This window comes from Pleomorphomonas carboxyditropha (assembly GCF_002770725.1).
Lineage (GTDB): Bacteria > Pseudomonadota > Alphaproteobacteria > Rhizobiales > Pleomorphomonadaceae > Pleomorphomonas > Pleomorphomonas carboxyditropha.
Genome location: NZ_NQVN01000007.1, coordinates 160,963 through 186,620 on the forward strand (window position 1 = coordinate 160,963; position 25,658 = coordinate 186,620).

The window sequence follows — 25,658 nt, forward strand, 5'->3', positions numbered from 1 at the left end:
TGGCGTCGTGCCGGAAGGCGCGCCCTACGGCATGCCGTTCGCGAATGTTACACGCGTCGAATCGGCGGGAGACATTCGCGATGGTTTCAAATCTTGACGCCGACGTGGAGCGCCACGACGCCGAGCGACATGTTGGTATAGCCGACGCGGGAAAAGCCGGCCGCCTCGATCATCGCCTTGAAGCGTTCCTGGTCGGGGAAGCGGCGGATCGATTCGACGAGGTAACGGTAGCTGTCCTCGTCCTTGGCGACGACCCGGCCGATCTTCGGCACCAGGTGGAAGGAATAAAGGTCGTAGACCTTGTCGGCGACCGGCGCATCGACGCGCGAGAATTCGAGGCAGAGGAAGCGGCCGCCCGGCTTCAGCACGCGGAAGGCTTCGGATAGCGCCTTGTCGATCTGCGGTACGTTGCGGATGCCGAAGGCGATCGTATAGGCATCGAAGCTGGCGTCCGGCCAGGGCAGGTCCTCGGCGTTGGCCTCGACGAAGTCCAGCTTGTCGAGGCCGCGCGCCCGCGCCCGCTCGCGGCCGACTTCGAGCATCGAGGAATTGATGTCGGCGACGGTGATATCGGCGGTGCGGTTCGAGCGCTCGGCGATGCGGAAGGCGATGTCGCCGGTGCCGCCGGCCATGTCGAGCACCTTGAACGGCCGCCGTCCCGAGCGCGGCGGGGCGAGGCGGGAGACCATGGCGTCCTTCCAGAGCCGGTGCAGGCCGCCCGACATCAGGTCGTTCATCAGATCGTAACGGCCGGCCACCGAATGGAAGACACGGTCGACAAGGCCCTGTTTTTCGCCCGCGTTGACCTCGCGAAAGCCGAAGGAAGTGCTGTTGTCCGTCATCATCCGTCCCGTCCTGCCGTGAACCTCGCGCCATCGGCGCGCCCGCGACCATAGCCGAAGAGAACGGCGGGCGCTATGTTGGCCGCAAGCGACGGGTGATCCTGCGTCGCCATGAGGAGACCATCCGCCAATGCCTGAACTGCCGGAAGTGGAGACGGTGCGCCGCGGCCTTCAGCCGGTGCTGGAAGGCGCGACCATCCTGAGCGTCGTGCTGGCCCGGCCGACCCTCCGCTACCCCTTTCCCGAGCGCTTTGCCGAACGGCTTGCCGGCCGGCGCGTCCTCGGCCTCGACCGCCGGTCGAAATATCTCCTCTGGGACGTCGAGGGCGGCGAAACGCTGCTTGCCCATCTCGGCATGTCCGGCTCCTTCCGGATCGAGAGCGCCGAAGGGACCGGCGCCGTGCCCGGCGCCTTCGCGCTCGCCCGCTCGCGCGACGACCGCCACGACCACGTCCGCTTCGAACTCCGGGGCGGCACGGCGATCATCTATAACGACCCTCGGCGTTTCGGCTTCATGGACCTGCTGCCGCGCGCCGAGCTGGAACGGCATCCGCGCCTCGTGGGGCTCGGTGTCGAGCCGACCTCCAACCTGTTCTCGGCCGCAACGCTCGCCGCCCTGGCCGACCGGCGGACGCCGCTGAAGGCGGCGCTCCTCGACCAGGGGACCGTCACCGGCCTCGGCAATATCTACGTCTGCGAGGCGCTTTGGCGGGCGGAGCTCGATCCGCGCCGGCCGGCCGCCGTGCTGGCGGATCCGCCGGTGGCCGAACGGCTGGCGGCGGCGATCCGCGCCGTCATCGCCGAGGCGATCGAGGCCGGCGGCTCGAGCCTGCGCGACCATATGCGGACCGACGGCACGCTCGGCTATTTCCAGCACCGCTTCGCCGTCTACGACCGCGAGGGCGAGCCCTGCCGGCGGCCGGGCTGCGGCGGCACGGTGGCGCGCATCAGGCAGGCGGGGCGCTCGACCTTCTTTTGTCCGTCCTGTCAGCGCTGATGGCGTTGACGGCGGCCGTTCCAGCGTCTATAAGCCCGCCCCAAGGACGGTGGCCGATGGTCGTCGGCCGCCTGAAAGTTTTACGTCGTCCGTGTGGCCGGGTCCGGCAGCCGCGGCGGCTCAACAACAAGTCCCGGCTTGGCCGGGAGAGAGAAAGGCTCGAGAATGGCCAATACGTCGTCGGCCAAGAAGGCGACCCGCAAGATCGCGGCTCGCACCGAAGTGAACAAGGCTCGCCGCAGCCGCATGCGGTCCTTCGTGCGCAAGTTCGAGGAAGCCGTCGCTTCCGGCGACAAGACGGCCGCCACCGAGGCCTTCAAGGCCGTCGAGCCGGAGCTCATGCGGGCGGCGACCAAGGGTATCGTTCACAAGAACACGGCGTCGCGCAAGGTGTCGCGCCTGGCCGCCCGCCTGAAGTCGATCGGCGCCTGATGCCGGACGCCTGGCGGCGTCGGAGAGGCCTTCGTTTCGTCAAGACAAGTCCATCGGGGCCTGGCTTTTAGCCGGGCCCTTTTGCTTTTCCGGCTCGTACGGTCCGGTCGAAATGACCGCCGGGATCCGGGAGTCGGATGGCAAATTTATTCGTTAAAAAACAAAGGGTTGGTTATACGTCGGTTTCAGGCTGCGCAGAATCCGCGGCGGCGGAAACGAAAACGCGGCTAAGCAATGGCGGGCCAGCCGGCGTACGACCAAATAGGGTTTGGCCGTATGGGGTGGCGCAAATCTTTGAATCCCCTAGGGTTCGCCGATCGCTTTTCGGGGGGTGTCCTCGCCGGTAAAAAGCGGGTTAACGACATAGGAAGATTCGGCTCTTGCTCCCCCCTTGGGGCCTGTGTATGGTCAACCCGATTGAAGCGAGCGAGCCAAGCACTCGCTTATGAAAGTAAATTAAAGCAGGGGGCTAGCCGTCGGTAATTCTTTAGGTGCGATGGCCGAGGCAAGTAGCCAACTTAATCCAGAAAGGCAATTCGGGCATATATGCGCATTTTGCGCATGGATTTGTTTTGTCTTTTCTGTTTGGTTCTTTATGGGGTGGTGGGGCAATCTTGGTTTCGGGGTCATTCAACGAAGGTCCGGGCTATGCGGGGGACGTCGGTGTGCGCGACGCGTGGGAGGCGCTTGCCGCCGACCCTCGTGCCGTGCTGATCGACGTCCGGACGGTGGCGGAATGGAACTTCGTCGGTCTTCCCGATCTTGAGAGCATCGGCAAGCGCGTGCTGCTCGTCGAGTGGCAGCGCTTTCCGGATATGGCCGTCAATCCGGCTTTCGCCGACGAGCTCGGGGAGGCGCTTGCCGACCTTGGCGTCGGCGCGGACGCTCCGCTCTATTTCATCTGTCGGTCGGGAGCGCGCAGTCGGTCTGCGGCGACCGTGGCAACAGCCGGCGGCTTCACGCGGGCTTTTAATGTGGCAGGCGGTTTCGAGGGGGCGCTCGGTCCGGATCGACACAGGGGATGTGTCGACGGCTGGAAGGCGAGCGGCTTGCCCTGGATCCAGAGTTGACCCGATGCGTTGGACAAACGCGGCTTTACGGCCGGCGCGGTGCGCGCGGATCGGGAGACCTGCCACGCTGACCACAATCTGAGATCCGGAGGGCTGCGGCTCCGGTGGATGACGGGCTTCTGTCTGTCATGAGTGTTGCCGTCGGCCTTGCGGCCGAAAAAAACTTGATGGGACGTCTCCTCGTAAGGGATGAACGTCCTGTCCTCGCCGGCGGAGATGGCGGTATGATGGGCGTGTCCCGGAAGCCGCCGCTCAAGGCTGGCAGGCAAGAGTGAATTGGTCCGGTCGTCGCTTCGGGACGGCCGGCGGAGGGCGCTCCTGGCGGAAGCGCTCTTCGGATGGAAGACCTGGTAGCTGGTATTTTTTGGATGGAGGCCGAGATATGTTGGAAGCGGAAGCCTGCGGCGTCGCCGGAGCGGCAGTTGGTCATGCCGATGCCTGGATGCGCGTTCGTGGCCGCCTCAAGGCCGATCTTGGCGACGAGGTGTTCTCCTGCTGGTTTGCCGGCATGAACGTCGAGCAGATCGAGGGCGGCACCGTCTGGCTTTCGGTGCCGAGCCGCTTCCTGAAGACCTGGATCTCCACCCACTATCGCGACAAGCTCGCCGCCCTCTGGCAGGCCGAGGGGCCTGCCTATCGCAAGGTCGAAGTGTCGGTCCGCTCGGCCATGCGGGCCAAGGTCGAGGCGCCCAGCCGTTTCGCGACGCCGGAAGCCGCTCGCCAAGCCAGCGTGCCGGCGCCGCGCGTCGTCTCTCCGGTCCGTCCTGTTGCCGATGCCGCTTCCGCCCGGCTGTTCGACGACATCTCCTCGCCGCTCGATCCGCGCTACACCTTCGACAATTTCGTCGAAGGCGCCTCCAACCGCCTGGCGCTGGCCGCCGCCCGCCAGGTCGCCGACGGTTCGGCCTCCGGCGTCAAGTTCAATCCGCTCTACATCCATTCTTCGGTCGGCCAGGGCAAGACGCACCTCCTGCAGGCGCTCACCCATCACCTCAAGGCCGAGCATCCGGAAATGCGGGCGCTCTATCTGACGGCCGAGCATTTCATGTACCGCTTCGTGCAGTCGCTGCAGACCCAGTCGGCCCTCGCCTTCAAGGAAGCGCTCCGCACCATCGATCTGCTGGTCATCGACGACATGCAGTTCCTGCACGGCAAGCAGATCCAGCAGGAATTCTGCCACACGGTGAACACGCTGATCGACGGCGCCCGGCAGGTCATCGTCGCCGCCGACCGGCCGCCGGTCGAGCTGGAAACCATGGACGAACGCGTCCGTTCGCGCCTTTCCGGCGGCCTCCTGATCGAGATCGGCGCCCCCGATGCGGCGCTGCGCCGTTCGATCGTCGAGCGCCGTATCGCCCTTACCGCCCAGCACATGCCCGGCTTCTCGGTTCCCGACGATGTCATCGACTTCATCGTTCGCAACGTTACCACCTCGGGTCGCGACCTCGAGGGCGCGGTGACGCGCCTCGCCGGCCACAACCAACTGACCGGCCTGACCCTGTCGCTGGCCATGGCCGAGACGACGCTGAAGGACCTCATCCGCGTCACCGATACCCGCCGGGTCAAGATCGAGGACATCCAGCGCGTCGTTTCCAAGCACTACAACGTTTCCAAGCAGGACCTGTTGTCGTCGCGCCGCACCCGTTCGATCGTCTGGCCGCGCCAGATCGCCATGTATCTCGCCAAATCGCTGACGCTGCGCTCCCTGCCGGAGATCGGCCGGCGCTTCGGCGGCCGCGATCACACCACCGTCCTGCATGCGGTGCGCAAGGTCGAGGAGATGATCGGTTCCGACGAGGCGCTGACCCAGGAGATCGAGGTCCTGAAGCGCATGCTCGAGGCCTGAAGCCGCAGCGGAAACGAAAAACGCCGGCGAAAACCCGTTCGGTCAACGGCTTGCCGGCTTGCGGAAATCGGCAGTTGCCGTAATGTGCTTTTCCCTGCGGTCGCCACCTTGGCGGCGACGGGGAGAAACGGCCTCGGGCGCCAGATTTTCCGGAGGCCGCGTCGGTCGCGCTCAGCGCGGCGACTTGGGCGCGGCAGCCACGACAGACGGGTTTTTCCATGCGCGTTACGCTGGAGCGGTCGCACCTCCTTGCCTCCCTCACCCACGTCCACCGCGTCGTCGAGCGTCGGAACACCATTCCGATTCTCTCCAACGTGCTGATCCGGACCGACGACGGCCAGCTCAAGCTGAAGGCGACCGACCTCGATCTCGAGGCGCAGGAAACGGTGCCGGCGATCGTCGAGCGTCCCGGCGCCACCACGGTGCCGGCGCACATGTTCTACGACATCGTGCGCAAGCTGCCCGAGGGATCGCAGGTCTCCCTCGAGGCGTCGGCCGACGGCGCCACGCTGGCCATTTCCTCCGGCCGCTCGCGCTTCGCGCTGCAGATGCTGCCGGAGAGTGACTTCCCCGACATCACCGTCGGCGACCTCAGCCATTCCTTCACGCTGGAAGCCGGCGACCTCAAGCGGCTGATCGACCGGACGCAGTTCGCCATCTCCAACGAGGAGATCCGCTACTATCTGAACGGCATCTTCCTGCACACCGTCGACGGCCCCGAGGGGCCGCTGTTCCGCGCCGTCGCCACCGACGGCCATCGCCTCGCCCGCGCCGACATCGCCGCGCCGAACGGTTCCGAGGGCATGCCCGGCATCATCGTGCCCCGCAAGACGGTGGGCGAGATCCAGCGCCTCATCGAGGACCCCAAGGCCGAGCTCAAGGTCGAGCTGTCGGATGCCAAGATTCGCCTCACGGTCGGCAACGTGGTGCTGACGTCCAAGCTGATCGACGGCACCTTCCCCGACTATGGCCGGGTGATCCCGCAGGGCAACGACAAGGAGCTCAGGGTCGACAAGTCCGAATTCGCCGAGGCCGTCGATCGCGTCTCGACCATTTCCTCCGAGCGCGGCCGCGCGGTGAAGCTGGCGCTTGCCGAGGGGCGCATGGTGCTCACCGTCGTCAACCCGGATTCGGGCACGGCCACCGAGGAGGTGATGGTCGACTATGGCGACACGCCGCTCGAGATCGGCTTCAACGCCCGCTATCTTCTCGATATCGCCGGCCAGCTCACCTCGGAGACGGCGCTGTTCCACCTCGCCGACGCCGGCTCGCCGACGCTGATCCAGGATGCCGGAGACGACGCCACGCTCTATGTGCTGATGCCGATGCGGGTGTGACCGCCACTTGCTGGAATGCCATGACCGAATCCCGTCCGGAGGCGAAGGTGCGCGTGAGCCACCTTCGCCTCAGCGATTTCCGCAACCATGCCGATCTCGCGCTCGACTTCGCGGGCCGGTCGGTGGTGCTCATCGGCCAGAACGGCGTCGGCAAGACCAACGTGCTCGAGGCGCTGTCCCTGCTCGCCCCCGGCCGTGGCTTTCGCCGGGCGACGCTCGCCGAGATGGCCCGGCTCGGCGGTTCCGGCGGCTTTTCCGTGCTGGCCGGTGTTGAGGGCGCTTTCGGGGCGGTGCGGATCGGCACCGGCGCGGTTCCCGGCGAGCCGGGCCGGCGGATCCTCGTCGACGGCGAACCGCAGAAGGCAAGCGAACGGCTTTCCGACCATCTGCGCCTCATCTGGCTCGTTCCGGCCATGGACGGCCTGTTCACCGGCGCGGCGGCGGACCGCCGCCGCTTCCTCGACCGCCTGGTGCTGGCGGTCGACCCGGCGCATGGCCGGCGCGTTTCGGCCTACGAGCAGGCGGTCGCCTCCCGCAACCGCCTGCTGGAGGGGCGCGAAGCCGACGTGGTCTGGCTTGACGCCCTCGAAACCGAGATCGCCGCCACCGGCGTCGCCGTTGCCGCCGCCCGCCGCGAGACGGTGCATTGCCTCGCCCGGCTGATCGAGACGCGCCCCGATGGCGATGGCGCTTTCCCGCGCGCCGCCGTCCAACTGACCGGCGAGGTCGATACGGCGCTCGACGGCGCGGCGGCGGCCGATGTCGAGGACTGGCTGCGGGCCGACCTCAGGGCCGGCCGCTCGCGCGACCGGGCGGCCGGCCGCACGCTCGTCGGCCCTCATCGCTCCGACCTGTCGGTCCGCCATGCCGAAAAGGACATGCCCGCCTCGGCCTCCTCGACCGGCGAGCAGAAGGCACTGCTCACCGGCCTGGTGCTGGCCCAGGCGGCACTGGTCACCGAGCTGACCGGCAACCCGCCGGTGCTGCTGCTCGACGAGGTGGCCGCCCACCTCGATGCCCGCCGGCGACGGGCGCTGGTCGACCTCATCGCCGCGCTCGGCGTCCAGGCCTTCATGACCGGCACCGACATCGCCCCTTTCGAGGGCTTTTCGAACGAGGCGGAAATCATCGCGATTCCCGATGTCGCAGCGCCGGATTCCGGGGAATTCTGAGAGTGATTCGCCGCATTTCCACCCGATTGCCGGGCCATGGTGCGGCCGCTGCCGCTCCGCCGGGATGAATCCCCGATAAGAGCATTGAAAAGAAACGACTTTCGGCCTGCCGCCGAGGGTGGTTGAAGCAGTTCCCGCCAGCCTTTATGAGAATTCTGGCGGGATGTTCCCGAGACGAGAAACGAAGGCCTCCATGACCGACACCACAGCCTACGACCCCGACGACTACGGCGCCGAATCCATCAAGGTGCTGAAGGGGCTCGACGCGGTGCGCAAGCGCCCCGGCATGTACATCGGCGACACCGACGATGGTTCGGGCCTGCACCATATGGTCTACGAGGTGGTGGACAACGCCATCGACGAGGCGCTGGCCGGCCATGCCGACGTGGTGAAGGTCCGCCTCAATGCCGACGGCTCCTGCACGGTGCGCGACAACGGCCGCGGCATCCCGACCGACATCCACAAGGAAGAGGGCGTGTCGGCGGCCGAGGTCATCATGACCCAACTGCATGCCGGCGGTAAGTTCGACCAGAATTCCTACAAGGTGTCCGGCGGCCTGCACGGTGTCGGCGTGTCGGTGGTCAACGCGCTGTCGGTCTGGCTGAAGCTCAGGATCTGGCGGCACGACCAGGTGCACGAGATGAGCTTCTCGAACGGTGTGCCGGATGCGCCGCTCGCGGTCACCGGCACCGCCGTCGGCGAGAAGGGCACCGAAGTGACCTTCATGCCGAGCCACGAGACGTTCAAAGGCATCACCGACTTCGACTTCACGACGCTGGAGCGGCGGCTGCGCGAGCTGGCCTTCCTGAATTCCGGCGTTCGGATCGTGCTGGAGGACAATCGCGGCGTCGAGCCGCGCGTCGAGGAATTGCATTACGAAGGCGGCCTCGAAGCCTTCGTGCGTTATCTCGACCGCTCGAAGAAGCCGGCCATCGCCAAGCCGATCCTGGTATCGTCCGAAAGGGACGGCATCACCGTCGAAGTCGCGCTCTGGTGGAACGACAGCTACCACGAGAACGTGCTCTGCTTCACCAACAACATCCCCCAGCGCGATGGCGGCACCCATCTCGCCGGCTTCCGCGCCGCGCTGACGCGCCAGGTGACCAGCTATGCCGAGAGCGCCGGCATCTCCAAGCGCGAGAAGGTGACGCTGACCGGCGACGACTGCCGCGAGGGCTTGACCTGCGTCCTGTCGGTGAAGGTTCCAGATCCGAAATTCTCCAGCCAGACCAAGGACAAGCTGGTGTCGTCGGAAGTGCGGCCGGTGGTCGAGAGCGCCCTCAACGAGGCCTTCTCCACCTGGTTCGAGGAGCATCCGGCCGAGGCGCGCACCGTGGTCGGCAAGGTCGTCGAGGCCGCCGCCGCCCGCGAGGCGGCCCGCAAGGCCCGCGAGCTGACCCGCCGCAAGGGCGCGCTCGACATGGCCTCGCTTCCCGGCAAGCTCGCCGAATGCCAGGATCGCGATCCCGCCAACACCGAGCTGTTCCTCGTCGAGGGCGACTCGGCGGGCGGCTCGGCCAAGCAGGGCCGCAACCGCGAGTTCCAGGCGGTGCTGCCGCTGAGGGGCAAGATTCTCAACGTCGAGCGGGCGCGCTTCGACAAGATGCTGTCGTCGGCCGAGATCGGCACGCTGATCACCGCGCTCGGCACGTCGATCGGCACCGACGAGTTCGATCCGAACAAGCTGCGCTACCACAAGATCATCATCATGACCGACGCCGACGTCGACGGCGCCCACATCCGCACGCTGCTGCTCACCTTCTTCTTCCGGCAGATGCCGGCGCTGATCGAGCGCGGCCACGTCTACATCGCCCAGCCGCCGCTCTATAAGGTGATGCGCGGCAAGTCCGAGCAATACCTGAAGGACGAGCGGGCGCTCGAGGATTTCCTGGTGACGCAAGGCCTCGATGAGGCGGTGCTGAAGCTCGCCGACGGCGAGGCGCGGGCGGGACAGGATCTCAGGGCCATCGTCGACAGGGCCCGGGTGGTGCGCAACCTGATCGAAGGGCTGCACCACCGCTACAGCCATGACGTCGTCGAGCAGGCGGCGATCGCCGGCGCCCTCGATGCGCGGCTTCTCGACAATCGCGGCGCGGCGCAGAACGCCGCCGACAGCGTGGCCGCTCGCCTCGACGTCCTCGCCGACGAATTCGAGAAGGGCTGGACCGGCGAGGCGATGCCGGACGGCAGCCTCGCCTTCCGTCGCGTGGTGCGCGGCGTCACCGAGACCAGCATCATCGACGCGGCGCTTTTGTCATCGGCCGACGCGCGCAAGCTTTCCGGCCACCACGAGCACCTGGCCGCTATCTACGGCGCGGCGGCGGCGCTGCGGCGCCGTGACAACGACATCGCCGTCCGCGGGCCGCGGACGCTGTTGGACGCCGTCTACGCCGCCGGCCGCAAGGGCATCGCCATGCAGCGCTACAAGGGCCTCGGCGAGATGAACGCCGAGCAGCTCTGGGAGACGACGCTCGATCCCAACGCCCGGTCGCTGTTGCGCGTACAGGTGAGCGAGGCGGTCGAGGCCGACGACATCTTCGAGCGGTTGATGGGCGACGAGGTCGAGCCGCGCCGCGAGTTCATCCAGGCCAACGCGCTGTCGGTCGCCAATCTCGACGTCTGATATTCTCGCCCGGTTCGCCTGCCGGACCGGGCGAGCCGGGTCAGCGGCCGGCGCTTCCGCCGAACGGCACCCATACCGCCGACGCCGCGTCGCCGTAAGGCCGCGCCCGGCCGTCGAGCGCCATGGCGCCGGCATGCGCGGCGACGACGGCGTCGAGGCGGTCCTCGAAGGCCTTGAGGCGGCGGCCGCGTGCCTCGGACGGGGGCAAAGGAAGAAGGGCGGAGCTGCCGGCAAGCGTGCCGTCGAGGGCGGCGACGATAGTTGACCACACCCCGGAAAGACGCCGCCGCCGCTCGGCGAGCGGCAGGCCCGGCCAATAACGGCCGGTGCGGCTGATCTTGTATTCGAGACGCCTTGCCGCGCCGGTGAGCTCGATCAGCGCAGGGTGCGGATAGATCTCGATGCGGCACGGCGGCCGGATATCGAGCGTCGCGAGCGGATAGCCCGCCTCGGAAAGCCCCGATTCCAGCGCGCGTCCGACGGCTCCGGGGCGGTCGACGGTTGGCGAGTGGGTGCCGGCGCCCCGGCCCGCATAGGCGCGGTTGACGGCATTGTCGGCGGCCCGGCGCGCGACGATCGGCGCATCCATCATCGGCATGTCCACGGCGACGAGGTCGGGCGCCCGCCCGGCGAGACGGGCGGCGGCGGCGATCAGCGCCGCCGGACCGGATCCTTGGCCGGCGTCCGAGAGAGCGATGAAGTCTTCGAAGGAGGCGGCGACGGCGAGCAGGCGCCAGACGCCGCTGGCTCCGGCCGCCAGCGCCACGCCGCTCGGGTTGGCCGCTGTCCAGGCGGCATCGATGCCCAGCACGATCTTCTCAGGTGGGGAAGCCGACATGATGCCTCGTCGGGCGCGGCAGCCGGCGGGCGCCGGCCAGCATCAGGAAGATGCCGGAAATGCCCGCGACGGCCAGCGTCGGCCAGGCGAGCACCGCCGAGCCCCACTCGGCCCAGGCCGCCTCGCCGACGAGCGGCTTCAACACCGCCTCGATGCGGTCCACGAAATCGGGGGCGATGAGGGCGAGACTTCCCGATAGCGGCGTCATCACCACCGCGTCGGCGGCAATCGACGAGATGCCGTCGGAAATCAAAGCCACCACGCCGATGGCGAACAGCCCCAGCCCCAGCACACGCGCAACAAAGGACAACATACGACGTGCTCCCCGCCCGGACACAAGGAACATCTTGCGGCTTTCGCGTCTTCCGTGCAACGTCGACGATGAGCATTTATCGTAATTTTCAAGTTTTTTCAGCCTTCGGTTCCACTCGGCAACCGAGACAGCTATCATCCGCAGCCACGCCTGGAGAGAATCATGCCGGGAGCCACGGCATCTCTCTTCGCCCTCTGGGAGCCTCACCTGATGCGCATCATCGCCACCGCCTCCGTCGTTTCCGTCCTCGCGCTCGCCGCCTGCAGCAGCTACGCGCCGCCGCCGCCGCGCATCGCGCCGCTGGCGCCGCAGCCGGTCAATCCCGTGGCGAGCCAGGCGTTGCCGGCCCCGGTGGCGCCGGCGATGCCGCAGCCGACGACCGACATGGCCATGGGCCAGCCGACGGGCCCGGCGGTCGCGCCGGTCAATCCGGCGGTTGCCGCCGATGTGCGCAAGGCCGACCTGATCGGCGGCTGGACGCTCGCCTCGGCCGGCGAGACCTGCCAGCTCTCCATGAATCTTACTACTTGGAGTGGTGGCTACCGCGCCTCGACGCGCGGCTGCGTATCCGACGAGCTGAAGGCGATCGGTGCCTGGGACGTGGCCGGCAAGGAAATTCTGCTGAAGGATGCCTCCGGCGCCGTGGTCGCCCGTCTCTACGCCGCGGCTCCCAACCGCTATTCCGGCCAGACCGACGTCAGCAAGCGCGGCGTGCAGTTCTTCCGCAGCTGATGGCGGAGACCCCGGCCGGCGCGGTCGCCCTCTGGTTCGACGGCGAAGTCGCCGCCGGCCGCCTGACGGGCGACGCCGCCCAGCGGCAGGCGGCCCTGGCTTTCGACCGGTTGCTCAAACGGCTCGCCGCCCCGCCTCCGCGGCGGCGTCTTCTCGGCCTCATTCCGGTGGGGCCGACTCCGGCGGCGCGTGGCCTCTACCTCTGGGGCGGCGTCGGGCGCGGCAAGACGCTGCTGATGGACCGCTTCCATGCGGCGGCGCCGGTCGACAGGAAGCGGCGGCAGCATTTCCACGCCTTCATGGCCGACATGCACGACGCCATCGCCGCCGCGCGGCGGGCCATGGCGGCCGGCGATCCGCGCGACCCCGTGGAGATCGTGGCGCGGACGCTCGCCGACGACGTGCGGCTCCTCTGCTTCGATGAGTTTTCGGTCACCGACATCGCCGACGCCATGTTGCTCGGCCGTCTGTTCGGCCGCCTCTTCGACCTCGGCCTGACGCTCGTCGCCACCTCCAACGTCGCCCCCGATCGTCTCTACTGGAACGGCCTCAACAGGGCGAGCTTCCTGCCCTTCGTCGGCCTCCTGAAGGAACGCTGCGAGATCGTGCATCTCAGGGGCGGCGCCGACCATCGGCTCGAAGGGCTTTCGGCGGCCGACGTTTATCTCTCGCCGCTCGGTCCGGCCACCGACGCCGCCGCCGACCGCCTGTGGTCTAGCCTTTCCGCCGGTGGCGAGGAGGCTTGCGATCTTCGCGTCAAGGGGCGGCTCGTCCACGTGGCGCGGGCCGCCGGCCGGCGCGCCCGCTTTACCTTCGAAGAGCTTTGCGACCAGCCGCTCGGCGCCGCCGACTATCGGGCGATCGCCCGCCGCTTCGACCTGCTGATGGTCACCGGCGTGCCGCGTCTTGCCGCCGGCGAGCGCAACCGGGCGAAACGCTTCATCACCCTGGTCGACGTGCTCTACGACGCCGGCCGGGGACTGCTGCTGACGGCCGACGGCGAGCCGGCCGACCTCTATCGCGCCGCCGAGGGCAACGAGGCCTTCGAGTTCGCGCGGACGGCGTCGCGGCTCGTCGAGATGCGCACCGAGGCGTGGCTGCACCGGACCGCCGACGGGTCGCGCCAGCAACCGCCGGCCGCATGACGCGAACGTCACCTACCGCGTGAAGAAGAAGTCCGGCAAAGCGGTATCATCTTCGTGAAAAGTTGACTTTCCCCGATAGTCTCGCTTGCACGCGAGTCGCGATCATTGTAATTCCATGCCGATCGATTTCGATCTAACTAACCTTTACGTAAAGGGAAAGGTAATAATCAATGGCGCGGAAAAAGATCGCTCTCGTTGGTGCTGGCCAGATCGGCGGCACGCTGGCTCTGCTGGCCGGCCAGAAGGAACTCGGTGACGTCGTCCTGTTCGACATCATGGACGGCGTGCCTCAGGGCAAGGCTCTGGATCTCGCGGAAACTGCCCCGGTCGAAGGCTTCAACGCCAAGCTCTCCGGCACCAACAGCTATGAGGCGCTCGAAGGTGCCGACGTGGTGATCGTCACCGCCGGCGTGCCGCGCAAGCCCGGCATGAGCCGCGACGACCTCCTCGGCATCAACCTCAAGGTCATGGAGCAGGTCGGCGCCGGCATCGCCAAGTACGCGCCGAAGGCCTTCGTGATCTGCATCACCAATCCGCTCGACGCCATGGTCTGGGCGCTGCAGAAGTTCTCCGGCCTGCCAGCCAACATGGTCGTCGGCATGGCCGGCGTGCTCGACTCGGCCCGCTTCCGCTACTTCCTGTCGGACGAGTTCGGCGTTTCGGTCGAGGACGTCCATGCCATGACCCTCGGCGGCCACGGCGACGACATGGTGCCGCTGATCCGCTATTCGACGGTCGGCGGCGTGCCGCTGCCGGAACTGATCAAGATGGGCTGGACCACCCAGGAGAAGCTCGACGCCATCGTCGACCGCACCCGCAAGGGCGGCGGCGAGATCGTCGCTCTGCTGAAGACCGGTTCGGCCTTCTACGCGCCGGCTGCGTCCGCCATCTCCATGGCCGAGTCCTACCTCAAGGACAAGAAGCGCATCCTGCCGGTGGCCGCCTATCTCAAGGGCGAGTTCGGCGTCAGCGACACCTATGTCGGCGTGCCCGCCATGATCGGCGCCGGCGGCGTCGAGAAGATCGTCGACCTCGAGCTGTCGTCCGAGGAGAAGGCCGGCTTCGAGAAGTCGGTCGCGTCGGTCAAGGGCCTGATCGAGGCCTGCAAGACCATCGCTCCGGCGCTGGCCTGATCGTCTGAAAACATGGGCCGGGCCGCCAGACGGCGACCCGGCCTTTTCGTCTCTGGCGAATCCATCCGCATTTTCACTCAGTCCGCCTCTCTTCCCCACCCAAGCCAAGGACTTCCGGATGAACATCCACGAATACCAGGCAAAGGCCCTGCTCAAGGGGTTCGGCGCGCCTGTCGCCGCCGGCGTGCCCGTCTTTTCTGCCGGCGAGGCGGAGGCGGCTGCCCGGTCCCTCCCTGGCCCGCTCTGGGTCGTGAAAAGCCAGATCCATGCCGGCGGCCGTGGCAAGGGGCGGTTCAAGGAAGCCTCCGCCGGCGACAAGGGTGGCGTCCGTCTCGCCCGTTCGGTGGACGAGGTGGTGAAATTTGCCCAGGAGATGCTGGGATCGACGCTGGTCACCAAGCAGACCGGTCCGGCCGGCAAGCAGGTGAACCGCCTCTACGTCGAGGACGGCGCCGACATCGCCCGCGAGCTCTACTGCTCGCTGCTCGTCGATCGGGCGGTCGGTCGCGTCGCCTTCGTCGTTTCCACCGAGGGCGGCATGGACATCGAGACCGTCGCCCACGACACGCCGGAGAAGATCGTCACCGTCGCCATCGATCCGGAAGCCGGCGTCACTGCCGCCGATGTTGCCGCCATCGTGTCGGCCCTGAAGCTGGACGGCGCGGCGACGCAGGACGCCGAAACGCTCTTTCCGCTGCTCTACCGGGCCTTCGTCGACAAGGACATGAGCCTCCTTGAGATCAACCCGCTGATCGTGCTGAAGGACGGTCACCTGCGCCTTCTCGACGCTAAGGTGTCGTTCGACGGCAACGCGCTGTTCCGCCATCCGGACGTCGAGGCGCTGCGCGACCTCACCGAGGAGGACGACAAGGAAATCGAGGCGCACAAGCACGACCTCGCCTACGTGGCGCTGGCCGGCAACATCGGCTGCATGGTCAACGGCGCCGGCCTTGCCATGGCCACCATGGACATCATCAAGCTCTACGGCGCCGAGCCGGCCAACTTCCTCGATGTCGGCGGCGGCGCCTCCCGCGAGAAGGTGACGGCGGCCTTCAAGATCATCACCGCCGATCCCGCCGTGAAGGGCATCCTGATCAACATCTTCGGCGGCATCATGAAGTGCGACGTCATTGCCGAGGGCGTCATCGCCGCCGTGCGCGAGGTGGGCCTCAAGGTGCCGCTCGTCGTTCGCCTCGAGGGCACCAACGTCGCCCTCGGCAAGAAGATCATCGCCGACAGCGGCCTCGACGTCATCGCCGCCGACGATCTCGACGACGCTGCCCAGAAGATTGTCGCCGCCGTGAAGGGAGCCTGACGCGATGTCCATCCTCGTCAACAAGGACACCAAGGTCATCGTCCAGGGCCTGACCGGCAAGACCGGCACCTTCCACACCGAGCAGGCGCTCGGTTACTGCGGCACGCAGATGGTTGCCGGCGTCACGCCCGGCAAGGGCGGCTCCACCTGGGAAGGCACGCTGCCCGACGGCACCAAGGCGACATTGCCGGTGTTCGACACCGTCGCCGAAGCGCGGGACAGGACCGGCGCCAACGCCTCCGTCGTCTATGTGCCGCCCAAGGCGGCCGGAGCCTCGATCATCGAGGCGATCGACGCCGAGATGCCGCTGATCGTCACCATCACCGAAGGCATTCCCGTGCTCGACATGGTGAAGGTGAAGGCCCGGCTCGATCGCTCGGCGTCGCGCCTGCTCGGCCCCAACTGCCCCGGTGTGCTGACGCCCGGCGAATGCAAGATCGGCATCATGCCCGGCTCCATCTTCCGGCGGGGTTCGGTCGGCATCGTGTCGCGATCGGGAACCCTGACCTACGAAGCGGTGTTCCAGACGACGAACGAAGGTCTCGGCCAGACGACGGCCGTCGGCATCGGTGGCGATCCCGTGAAGGGCACCGAGTTCATCGACGTGCTGGAGCTGTTCCTCGCCGATCCCGAGACGACGTCGATCGTCATGATCGGCGAGATCGGCGGCTCGGCCGAGGAGGCGGCGGCTCAGTTCCTCAAGGATGAAGCCAAGCGCGGTCGCGTGAAGCCGGTGGTCGGCTTCATTGCCGGTCGCACGGCGCCGCCCGGCCGCACCATGGGCCACGCCGGTGCGGTGATTTCCGGCGGCAAGGGAGGGGCCGAGGACAAGATCGCCGCCATGGAGGCGGCCGGTATTGTCGTATCGCCGTCGCCGGCGCAGCTCGGTCGTACGCTGGCCGAGCGCCTGAAGGGCTGAACCTGAAGGGCTGAAGCCGCCTTGGGCGGCTTCCGGCGCCAAGCGGCGCCGCGCGCAGCGGGTCTTTCGGGGCTTCGTCCCGAAAGACGGAAAGCGGAGCGAAAAGCCAAGGGCCGGAGGCCCGCCGGCGACTGAGGCAGAAAAAACACCCACGGCGAAGCGATCCTGCTGTCGCCGGAACGCGAGGACGGAGCGGACGGCTCCGAAACGCACATGGCACGGCAGAACGATAACGACGCTTTCGCCGGAACCTCGTTCCTCTACGGCGGCAACGCCGCCTACATCGAGGCGCTCGAGGCCAGCTACCTTGCCGATCCCAATTCGGTCGACCCCGAATGGCGGGAATTCTTCGACGCGCTTTCCGAGCCGGCGGCGGCGAAGGGCCCGAGCTGGACGCGGCCCGACTGGCCCCCCAAGATCAACGGCGAGCTGGTGTCCGCTCTCGACGGCAACTGGCCGGAGGCCGGCAGAATCCTTGAGAAGAAGATCGAGGCGAAGGCGCAGCCGGCCGGCATCAGCGCCGACGAGCTCAGGCAGGCGACGCTCGATTCGGTGCGCGCCATCATGATGATCCGCGCCTACCGCATGCGCGGCCATCTGCACGCCGACCTCGATCCGATCGGCGTCGCCAGGAAGCTCGACCACGAGGAGCTGCATCCGGCGAGCTACGGCTTCACCGAGGCCGACATGGACCGGCCGATCTTCATCGACCACGTGCTCGGCCTCGAATACGCCAACGTGCGCCAGATGATCGACATCTTGAGGCGTACCTACTGCGGCACCATCGGCTACGAATTCATGCATATCTCCTCGCCCGAGGAGAAGGCCTGGATCCAGGAGCGCATCGAAGGGCCGGACAAGCAGATCGAATTCACCGAGAAGGGCAAGAAGGCCATTCTCAACAAGCTGGTGGAAGCCGAGGGCTTCGAGAAGTTCCTCGACGTCAAGTACACCGGCACCAAGCGCTTCGGCCTCGACGGCGGCGAGAGCCTCATCCCGGCGCTGGAGCAGATCATCAAGCGGGGCGGCAATCTCGGCGTCAAGGAAATCGTGCTCGGCATGCCGCATCGCGGCCGCCTCAACGTGCTGACGCAGGTGATGGCCAAGCCGCACCGGGCGCTGTTCCACGAATTCAAGGGCGGCTCCTACGCCCCCGACGACGTCGAGGGCTCGGGCGACGTCAAGTATCACCTCGGCGCTTCCTCGGACCGCGAGTTCGACGGCAACAAGGTGCACCTCAGCCTGACGCCCAACCCGTCGCATCTCGAGATCGTCAATCCGGTGGTGCTCGGCAAGGTGCGCGCCAAGCAGGATGTGTCCGCCACCGTCTGGGAAGACGACATCATTCCGCTGCGCGAGCGCGTCAAGGTGCTGCCGCTGCTGCTGCACGGCGATGCGGCCTTTGCCGGCCAGGGCGTCGTCGCCGAGTGCTTCGGCCTCAGCCAGTTGCGCGGCCATCGCGTCGGCGGCTCGATCCACTTCATCGTCAACAATCAGATCGGTTTCACCACCAACCCGCACTTCTCGCGCTCGTCGCCCTATCCGTCCGACGTCGCCAAGATGGTCGAGGCGCCGATCCTGCACGTCAACGGCGACGACCCCGAAGCGGTGGTCTATGCCGCCAAGGTGGCCATCGATTACCGGCAGAAGTTCCACAAGCCGGTGGTGATCGACATGATCTGCTACCGCCGGTTCGGCCACAACGAAGGCGACGAGCCTGGCTTCACCCAGCCGCTGATGTATTCCAAGATCCGCAGCCATGCGACGACGCTGCAGATCTACGCCAAGAAGCTGATCGACGAGGGCGTCGTCTCCCAGGACGAAGTGATCGGCATGCAGGCCGCCTTCCGCCAGAAGCTCGATCAGGAATACGAGGCGGGCCAGGCCTACAAGCCCAACAAGGCCGACTGGCTGGACGGCGCCTGGGCCGGCCTCAAGGTGGCCGACAGCTTCGACGAACAGCGGCGCGGCCAGTCCGGCGTCAACATCGAGACGCTCAAGGAAATCGGCCTCAAGATCAACACGGTGCCGCCGACCTTCAACGTCCACCGCACCATCCAGCGCTTCCTCGACGCCCGCAAGAAGGCGATCGAGACCGGCGAGGGCGTCGACTGGGCGCTCGGCGAGGCGCTGGCTTTCGGCTCGCTGGCGCTCGGCGGCCACAAGATCCGCCTCTCGGGCCAGGACTGCGAGCGCGGCACCTTCAGCCAGCGCCACAGCGTGCTCTATGACCAGGAGACGGAGGCGCGCTACATCCCGCTCGCCAACCTGTCCCCCGAGCAGGCGCCCTTCGAGGTCATCAATTCGATGCTGTCGGAAGAGGCGGTGCTCGGCTTCGAATACGGCTATTCGCTGGCCCGGCCCAACGCGCTCACCCTCTGGGAAGCGCAGTTCGGCGACTTCGCCAACGGCGCGCAGGTGGTGTTCGACCAGTTCATCTCCGGCGGCGAACGCAAGTGGCTGAGGATGTCGGGCCTCGTCTGCCTGCTGCCGCATGGCTACGAGGGCCAGGGGCCGGAGCATTCGTCCGCCCGCCTCGAGCGCTGGCTGCAGCTCTGCGCCGAGGACAACATGCAGGTCGCCAACTGCACGACGCCGGCCAACTACTTCCACATCCTCAGGCGCCAGTTGACGCGCGACTTCCGCAAGCCGCTGATCCTGATGACGCCGAAGTCGCTGCTCCGCCACAAGCGGGCGGTGTCGAAGCTTGCCGATTTCGGGGCGGAGACCTCGTTCCACCGCCTGCTCTGGGACCATGCCGAGTCCGCGCCGGGGACGGTGACGGTGCGCCTCAAGCCCGACGCGGAAATCCGCCGGGTGGTGATGTGCTCCGGCAAGGTCTACTACGACCTTCTCGACGAGCGCGAGAAGCGCGGCGTCGACGACATCTATCTCCTGCGCGTCGAGCAGCTCTATCCCTTCCCGGCCAAGGCGCTGGTCAACGAGCTTTCCCGCTTCCCCAACGCCGAGCACGTCTGGTGCCAGGAAGAGCCCAAGAACATGGGCGCCTGGACCTTCATCGACCCCTATCTCGAATGGGTCCTGAAGCAGATCGGCGCCAAGGTCCCGCGCGCCCGCTATGCCGGCCGGGCGCCGGCCGCAGCCACCGCCACCGGCCTGATGTCCAAGCATCTCGCCCAGCTCGCCGCCTTCCTCGACGAGGCGCTCGGCTGACCGGCCTTCGAGGCGGCCGCCCGGCCGCCTCCATTCCTTTCGCACCTGGAGAGAAGCTCAAATGGGCAACGAGATCCGCGTCCCGACGCTCGGCGAATCGGTCACAGAGGCGACCATCGGCCGCTGGTTCAAGAAAATCGGCGAGGCCGTCAAGGTCGACGAGCCGCTGGTCGAGCTCGAGACCGACAAGGTCACCATCGAGGTGCCGGCGCCGGCCGACGGTACGCTTTCGGAAATTCTGGTCGAGGCCGGCGAGACCGTCGGCGTCGGCGCCCTCCTGGGTTCGCTTGGCGCCGCATCCGAGGCTGCCCCGTCGCCCAAGGCCGTCGCAACCGACAAGTCGCCCAAGGAGACCGAGCCGGCCAGGCCCGCGGAACCCGTCGCCCCGGCCAAGGCGGCCGAGCCCGCCAAACCGGCTGCGCCGGTGCCGCCGTCGCCCGCCGCCGCCCGCGTCATGGCGGAGACCGGCGCCAGCGTGGAAAGCGGTTCGGGCAAGCGCGGCCAGGTGCTGAAGGAAGACGTGCTGGCGGCCGTCGCCGCCGTTCGATCCGCCGCCCCGGCGCCCGCCGCGCCGCCGGCGCCCCGCGCCCCGGTTGCCGCCGACGACGCCGGGCGCGAGGAGCGGGTCCGCATGACCAAGCTTCGCCAGACCATCGCCCGCCGTCTCAAGGAAGCGCAGAACGCCGCCGCCATGCTCACCACCTTCAATGAGGTGGACATGACCGGCGTGATGGCCCTGAGGGCGTCCTACAAGGAGCTGTTCGAGAAGAAGCACGGCGTCAAGCTCGGCTTCATGGGCTTCTTCGTGAAGGCGGTGGTGCAGGCGCTCAAGGAGATCCCGGCCGTCAATGCCGAGATCGACGGCGAGGACCTCATCTACAAGAACTACTACCACGTCGGCGTCGCCGTCGGCACGGACAAGGGCCTCGTCGTGCCGGTGGTGCGCGACGCCGACCAGCTCTCCATCGCCGGCATCGAGAAAAAGATCGGCGAATACGGCAAGCGCGCCCGCGACGGCCTGCTGCGCATCGAGGAGATGCAGGGCGGCACGTTCACCATTTCCAACGGCGGCGTCTACGGCTCGCTGATGTCGACGCCGATCCTCAATGCGCCGCAGTCGGGCATCCTCGGCATGCACAAGATCCAGGAGCGGCCGATGGTGGTCGGCGGCAAGATCGAGATCCGGCCGATGATGTATCTGGCGCTCAGCTACGACCATCGCGTCATCGACGGCAAGGAGGCGGTGACCTTCCTGGTCCGCGTCAAGGAGAATCTCGAGGAGCCGCAGCGGCTCGTTCTCGATCTCTAGAGCATTTCCGGCGAAAACAGGTTCGCCGGAAATGCTCTATCTCTTTGATTAGGCGCAATTTCGGACGCAAAACCGGTTCCCACTTTTGCTGAAATTGCTCTAGCTCTTGTCGGCTGCGGCGTTTCGGCCATCCTCCCTCCCAAGCGGCGGGAGGCGGCCTGCCGATCGGCCCTGTCGCGGCTCCCTCCCGCTGAAGGGCGTGGCCGCGACGATCGAAAGGAAGCCGGATGTCTCCTTATCTCGCCGAGCTCGCCAGCGTCATGGCGGTTTTCTCCTTCGCCATCGTGGCGCCCGGGGCGGACACCGCCATGGTGATGCGGCAGAGCCTCGTGCATGGCCGGCGCGCCGGCATTCTCACCGCCTTCGGCGTCGGCACGTCGCTGCTGTTTCACCTCACCTATACGATCCTCGGCCTGGGGCTGATCGTTTCGCAGTCGCTGCTGCTGTTCTCGGTGATCAAGTGGGCGGGTGCCGCCTATCTGACCTACATGGGCATAATGGCGCTGCGGGCGCCGGCGCCGGTGCTGCCCGAGGCCGATGCCGGCGTGGCGACACCGATGGGCGACGGCCGGGCCTTCGGTCTCGGCTTTGTGACCAATGCCCTCAATCCCAAACCGATATTGTTCTTCCTGTCCCTGTTCTCGGCGCTGGTCAGCCACCAGACGCCTGCCTTGGTGAAGGGCGCCTACGGGCTGGTGATGGCATCCTGCCTCATCCTTTGGTTCTCGGCGGTGTCCTGCTTTTTGACCATGCCCAGGGTGAGGCACGCCTTTTCGCGGGCCGGCGTGTGGATCAGCCGCGTCACCGGCGCGGTGTTCATCGCCTTCGGCGTCCGCTTGGCCCTGTCGCGGGCCGAGTAAACTGGAGCGCTTCCCCGCTCCGTCTTTTTGAATTGACGCATTTTCTTCACGCGAACAGGTATCCACTTCGCCCGAAAATGCTCTAGCCGCGCCATCGAACACAAGCCGCCGCAGCCTCAGAGGAGTGCTTCCATGTCCTTCGATCTCGTTGTCATCGGTACCGGTCCCGGCGGCTATGTGGCAGCCATCCGCGCCGCCCAGCTCGGCATGAACGTCGCCGTCGTCGAGAAGCGGGCGAGCCACGGCGGCACCTGCCTCAACGTCGGCTGCATCCCTTCCAAGGCGCTGTTGCACGCTTCCGAGATGTTCCACGAGGCCGGCCATGTCTTCGCCAAGCTCGGCGTCAAGGTCGGCGCGCCCGAGCTCGACCTTCCGGCGATGATGGCCCACAAGGACACTACCATCCGCGGCAACGTCCAGGGCATCGATTTCCTGTTCAAGAAGAACAAGATCACCGTCCATCGCGGGACCGGCCGCATCCTCGCCGCCGGCAAGGTGGAGGTCACCGCCGAGAGCGGCGACAAGACGGTCGTCGAGGCGCGGAACATCCTGATTGCCACCGGCTCGGACGTGGCCGGCCTGCCCGGCATCGTCATCGACGAGAAAAGCGTGGTGTCCTCGACCGGCGCGCTGTCGCTCGAAAAGGTGCCCGAGCATCTGGTGGTGATCGGCGCCGGGGTCATCGGCCTCGAGCTCGGCTCGGTCTGGCAGCGGCTCGGCGCGCGCGTGACGGTGATCGAGTATCTCGACCGCATCCTGCCCGGGCTCGACGGCGAGGTGGCCAAGGCCTTCCAGAAGCTGCTCGAGCGGCAGGGCTTCACCTTCAAGCTCGGCCGCAAGGTGACCGGCGTCGAGGCCGGCACGGTGAGCTTCGAACCGGCGGCCGGCGGCGAGGCCGAAACGCTCGCGGCCGATGTAGTGCTGGTGGCGGTCGGCCGCAAGCCCTACACGCAGGGTCTGGGCCTTGCCGAGGTCGGCGTGAAGCTCGACGGCAAGGGCCGCGTCGAGATCGATGATCATTACGCGACGAGCGTGCCGGGCATCTACGCCATCGGCGACGTGGTCGCCGGGCCGATGCTGGCCCATAAGGCCGAGGACGAGGGCATCGCGGTGGCCGAACTCTTGGCCGGCAAGGCCGGTCACGTCAATTACGACGTCATTCCCGCCGTGGTCTATACGTCCCCGGAGGTCGCCGCCGTCGGCCGCACCGAGGAGGATCTCAAGGCGGCCGGCATCCCCTACAAGGTCGGCAAGTTCAGCTTTATCGCCAACGGCCGCGCCAAGTCGATCCTGAAGACCGACGGCTTCGTCAAGGTGCTGGCGCACGCCGACACCGACCGGGTGCTCGGCGTTCATATCCTCGGGCCGGGCGCCGGCGAGGCGATCGCCGAAGCGGCGGTGCTGATGGAGTTCTCCGGCTCGGCCGAGGATCTGGCGCGGACCTGCCACGCCCATCCGACGCTGTCGGAGGCGCTGAAGGAGGCGGCGCTCGCCGTCGACAAGCGGGCGATCCACGCTTGAAGGATCAGCGGCGCCGGTCGACGATCGTGAACAGGCCGACGCCGCCGACCACCAGCGCCGTGCCGAGGAGGTCGACGCCGCGGACCGGTTCGTCGAGGATCAGAACCGCCAGGAACAGCGTCACCACCGGCGACAACGTGCCGATGGTGGAATTGGCGGCCGCCGAAATGCGCGACAGCGCCGCGCTCATCAGGAAGCTCGGCAGCACCGTGGCGCCGATCGCCAGTGTCGCGGCGAGCGCGAAGGCGCGGCCGGACACGACGAGCGCCGACAGCGGATGCGTCACCAGGAATAGCGCCAGCACCACCACGGCCGCGCCGGTCATGGCGACGGAGGTGAAGAGCGGCGCCCCCAGCGTCGCGATGCTGCCGGTGGCGAGCAACTGGTAGAGCGCGAAGGTAACGGCGGCGGCCAGCACCCAGAGGGCGCCGACCACGATGTCGCCGCCGCCCGATTCGAAATCGGCGAGGAAAATGACGGCGAGGCCGATATAGGCGACGCCGAAGGCGGCGAGCGGCTTCCACCGCAGCGGCATGCGGAACAGCGCCGCGCCGAGCAGCAGCACGAATAGCGGATAGGTGAACAGGATCAGCCGCTCGAATTGCGGCGTCAGCGTCTCCAGGCCCTTGAAGTCGGCATAGGACGAGAACCAGTAGCCGATCACCCCGATCAGCAATGCCTTGGTATAGGCCGGCATCGGCACCAGCCGATGGCGCTCCCGGGCGTAGGCGGCAAAGCCGACGGCGACATAGATCGGCACCGAAAGCCCCATCCGCAGCGCCAGCAGCGTCAGCGTGTCGACGCCCTCGGCAAAGGCGAGCTTGATCAGGATGCCTTTGGCGGCGAACAGCACGGCGCCGAGGGCGGCAAAACCGTAGCCGAGCCAGGGCGAGCCGGCGGAAGGTGAGGAAGGGTTCAAGGAACGACGACCCGGGCGGATTGAAGATGCGGCAAGCCATAAGCCACCGGGCGGCGGCTGGAAAGCCGAGTAGCCGGCCAAACCGTTCGGTTGGCCTCAGCCGCGCGGGTGCGCGTCCTTCCAGGCGGCGACCAGCCGCTCGGCGTCGACGGAGGTGTAGACCTGCGTCGTCGACAGGTTGGCATGGCCGAGCAGCTCCTGGATGGTGCGGAGATCGCCGCCCGAGCCGAGGAGGTGGGTGGCAAAGGAGTGCCGGAGCGCATGCGGCGTCGCCGTCTCGGGAAGACCGAGGGCACCGCGCAGCCGCTGCAGGGCCAGTTGGACGATGCGGGGCGACAGCGGACCGCCCTTGACGCCGCGGAACAGCGGCTCGTCCGGCGCAAGACGGAAGGGCACCAGTCGGACGTAGGCGGCGACCGCCCGGCCGACCGCCGGCAACACCGGCACCAGGCGCGTCTTGCCGCCCTTGCCGGTGACGCGCAGCGCCCCGCCGGTCTCCGGAGGCGCCTCGGCGGCGGTCAGCGACAGCGCCTCGGAAATGCGCAGGCCGGCGCCGTAAAGGAGCGCCAGCACGGCGCCGTCGCGCGCGGCCACCCATGGTTCCTCGGCCAGAGCGCCGGCGTCGGAGACGACGGACAGGGCATCCTTGACCCCGAGCGGCCGCGGCAGCCGGCGCGGCGCTTTCGGCGCCCCGACGGTGGCGACGGCGGCGCTGGTCGTTTCGCCTCGCTTCTCGAGGAAGCGGATCAGCGAGCGGATGCCCGACAGGCTGCGGGCCAGGCTCGGCGCCGCGAGGCCGTCGCGCCGCCGGCGGGCGAGAAAGGCGCGGTAGTCCGCCGGCGAGAGCCGGCCGAGATCGGCAACGGTTGGCGGTGCGCCGACGTGGCCGGTCAGGAAGCGGACGAAATCGTCCGCGTCACGGCCGTAGGCCTCCGTGGTCCGCGGGCTGAGGCGGCGAAGGTCGGCCAGCCAGCGCCGCCATTCCGCGACGGCGGCGGCGAGATCGGGCGCCATGGTGATGAGAGGAGCGGGGTCTGTCATCGGCCTCTGCTTTCTGCCCGGACTGTCGGCCGAAAAGCTGAATGGTCGATGAACGCCGGCCTCAGGGTCGGTTCAAGGGAGGCGGCGTAGAAAGGCGGTCAGGATGGACCGACGGCAGGA

Annotated in this window: 21 protein-coding genes; 16 read left to right on the plus strand and 5 right to left on the minus strand. The window is 67.5% G+C overall.

The window, feature by feature from the left end:
* Nucleotides 1-86 precede the first annotated feature (86 nt).
* Complete coding sequence (gene ubiE / locus CJ014_RS12940) at nucleotides 87-845, minus strand: bifunctional demethylmenaquinone methyltransferase/2-methoxy-6-polyprenyl-1,4-benzoquinol methylase UbiE (protein ID WP_100080889.1); 759 nt, start codon at nucleotides 843-845, stop codon at nucleotides 87-89.
* A gap of 127 nt (nucleotides 846-972) precedes the next feature.
* On the opposite strand from ubiE, the gene mutM reads away from it, so the two are divergent.
* The 7 genes from mutM to gyrB all read left to right on the plus strand — a co-directional run bounded on the left by mutM (nucleotide 973) and on the right by gyrB (nucleotide 10,319).
* On the plus strand, nucleotides 973-1,839 hold the full coding sequence (gene mutM / locus CJ014_RS12945) for a bifunctional DNA-formamidopyrimidine glycosylase/DNA-(apurinic or apyrimidinic site) lyase (protein WP_100080890.1): 867 nt from the start codon (nucleotides 973-975) through the stop codon (nucleotides 1,837-1,839).
* Between the two features lie 165 nt (nucleotides 1,840-2,004).
* Nucleotides 2,005-2,271 carry a 30S ribosomal protein S20 gene (rpsT, locus tag CJ014_RS12950; RefSeq protein WP_100080891.1) on the plus strand — a complete coding sequence of 89 codons (267 nt, stop codon included), beginning with the start codon at nucleotides 2,005-2,007 and terminating at the stop codon, nucleotides 2,269-2,271.
* 572 nt (nucleotides 2,272-2,843) lie between these two features.
* Nucleotides 2,844-3,341, plus strand: coding sequence for a rhodanese-like domain-containing protein (locus CJ014_RS12955; protein ID WP_342588542.1), 498 nt, complete (start codon nucleotides 2,844-2,846; stop codon nucleotides 3,339-3,341).
* Between the two features lie 382 nt (nucleotides 3,342-3,723).
* On the plus strand, nucleotides 3,724-5,187 hold the full coding sequence (gene dnaA, locus CJ014_RS12960; RefSeq protein WP_100080893.1) for a chromosomal replication initiator protein DnaA: 1,464 nt from the start codon (nucleotides 3,724-3,726) through the stop codon (nucleotides 5,185-5,187).
* A gap of 218 nt (nucleotides 5,188-5,405) precedes the next feature.
* The gene (gene dnaN / locus CJ014_RS12965) at nucleotides 5,406-6,524 is read left to right on the plus strand and encodes a DNA polymerase III subunit beta (protein ID WP_100080894.1); all 1,119 of its coding nucleotides are present in this window, start codon (nucleotides 5,406-5,408) and stop codon (nucleotides 6,522-6,524) included.
* Between the two features lie 20 nt (nucleotides 6,525-6,544).
* Nucleotides 6,545-7,696: a DNA replication/repair protein RecF gene (gene recF, locus CJ014_RS12970; protein WP_100080895.1), complete on the plus strand. Its 1,152-nt coding sequence runs from the start codon at nucleotides 6,545-6,547 to the stop codon at nucleotides 7,694-7,696.
* A gap of 193 nt (nucleotides 7,697-7,889) precedes the next feature.
* Nucleotides 7,890-10,319: a DNA topoisomerase (ATP-hydrolyzing) subunit B gene (gene gyrB, locus CJ014_RS12975; RefSeq protein ID WP_100080896.1), complete on the plus strand. Its 2,430-nt coding sequence runs from the start codon at nucleotides 7,890-7,892 to the stop codon at nucleotides 10,317-10,319.
* A gap of 40 nt (nucleotides 10,320-10,359) precedes the next feature.
* Here gyrB and CJ014_RS12980 read toward each other — a convergent pair whose 3' ends face one another.
* On the minus strand, nucleotides 10,360-11,157 hold the full coding sequence (locus CJ014_RS12980) for a DUF429 domain-containing protein (RefSeq protein WP_100080897.1): 798 nt from the start codon (nucleotides 11,155-11,157) through the stop codon (nucleotides 10,360-10,362).
* Nucleotides 11,138-11,470: a hypothetical protein gene (locus tag CJ014_RS12985; protein WP_100080898.1), complete on the minus strand. Its 333-nt coding sequence runs from the start codon at nucleotides 11,468-11,470 to the stop codon at nucleotides 11,138-11,140. Before CJ014_RS12985 ends, CJ014_RS12980 begins: the two co-directional genes overlap by 20 nt.
* Before the next feature lie 162 nt (nucleotides 11,471-11,632).
* Here CJ014_RS12985 and CJ014_RS12990 point away from each other — a divergent pair, with 162 nt between their 5' ends.
* The 9 genes from CJ014_RS12990 to lpdA all read left to right on the plus strand — a co-directional run bounded on the left by CJ014_RS12990 (nucleotide 11,633) and on the right by lpdA (nucleotide 23,578).
* Nucleotides 11,633-12,202, plus strand: a complete 570-nt coding sequence (locus CJ014_RS12990; RefSeq protein WP_100080899.1) for a protease inhibitor Inh/omp19 family protein — start codon at nucleotides 11,633-11,635, stop codon at nucleotides 12,200-12,202.
* Complete coding sequence (gene zapE / locus CJ014_RS12995; protein WP_207765743.1) at nucleotides 12,202-13,347, plus strand: cell division protein ZapE; 1,146 nt, start codon at nucleotides 12,202-12,204, stop codon at nucleotides 13,345-13,347. Before CJ014_RS12990 ends, zapE begins: the two co-directional genes overlap by 1 nt.
* A gap of 170 nt (nucleotides 13,348-13,517) precedes the next feature.
* Entirely contained in the window at nucleotides 13,518-14,480 is a 963-nt protein-coding gene (mdh, locus tag CJ014_RS13000; protein ID WP_100080900.1) for a malate dehydrogenase, read from the plus strand.
* Between the two features lie 118 nt (nucleotides 14,481-14,598).
* Nucleotides 14,599-15,795 carry an ADP-forming succinate--CoA ligase subunit beta gene (gene sucC / locus CJ014_RS13005; protein WP_100080901.1) on the plus strand — a complete coding sequence of 399 codons (1,197 nt, stop codon included), beginning with the start codon at nucleotides 14,599-14,601 and terminating at the stop codon, nucleotides 15,793-15,795.
* Nucleotides 15,796-15,799: 4 nt separating this feature from the next.
* Nucleotides 15,800-16,714: a succinate--CoA ligase subunit alpha gene (sucD, locus tag CJ014_RS13010; protein ID WP_100080902.1), complete on the plus strand. Its 915-nt coding sequence runs from the start codon at nucleotides 15,800-15,802 to the stop codon at nucleotides 16,712-16,714.
* Nucleotides 16,715-16,927: 213 nt separating this feature from the next.
* Nucleotides 16,928-19,888 carry a 2-oxoglutarate dehydrogenase E1 component gene (locus CJ014_RS13015; RefSeq protein ID WP_100080903.1) on the plus strand — a complete coding sequence of 987 codons (2,961 nt, stop codon included), beginning with the start codon at nucleotides 16,928-16,930 and terminating at the stop codon, nucleotides 19,886-19,888.
* 61 nt (nucleotides 19,889-19,949) lie between these two features.
* Nucleotides 19,950-21,197 (plus strand): 2-oxoglutarate dehydrogenase complex dihydrolipoyllysine-residue succinyltransferase, encoded by a 1,248-nt coding sequence (odhB, locus tag CJ014_RS13020; protein WP_100080904.1) that lies wholly within the window; start codon nucleotides 19,950-19,952, stop codon nucleotides 21,195-21,197.
* A gap of 227 nt (nucleotides 21,198-21,424) precedes the next feature.
* Nucleotides 21,425-22,057, plus strand: a complete 633-nt coding sequence (locus tag CJ014_RS13025) for a LysE family transporter (protein WP_100080905.1) — start codon at nucleotides 21,425-21,427, stop codon at nucleotides 22,055-22,057.
* A gap of 132 nt (nucleotides 22,058-22,189) precedes the next feature.
* The gene (gene lpdA, locus CJ014_RS13030) at nucleotides 22,190-23,578 is read left to right on the plus strand and encodes a dihydrolipoyl dehydrogenase (RefSeq protein WP_100080906.1); all 1,389 of its coding nucleotides are present in this window, start codon (nucleotides 22,190-22,192) and stop codon (nucleotides 23,576-23,578) included.
* A gap of 4 nt (nucleotides 23,579-23,582) precedes the next feature.
* Here lpdA and CJ014_RS13035 read toward each other — a convergent pair whose 3' ends face one another.
* Nucleotides 23,583-24,497 carry a DMT family transporter gene (locus tag CJ014_RS13035; RefSeq protein ID WP_100080907.1) on the minus strand — a complete coding sequence of 305 codons (915 nt, stop codon included), beginning with the start codon at nucleotides 24,495-24,497 and terminating at the stop codon, nucleotides 23,583-23,585.
* A gap of 96 nt (nucleotides 24,498-24,593) precedes the next feature.
* Complete coding sequence (locus tag CJ014_RS13040; RefSeq protein WP_100080908.1) at nucleotides 24,594-25,538, minus strand: tyrosine recombinase XerC; 945 nt, start codon at nucleotides 25,536-25,538, stop codon at nucleotides 24,594-24,596.
* Nucleotides 25,539-25,658 lie beyond the last annotated feature (120 nt).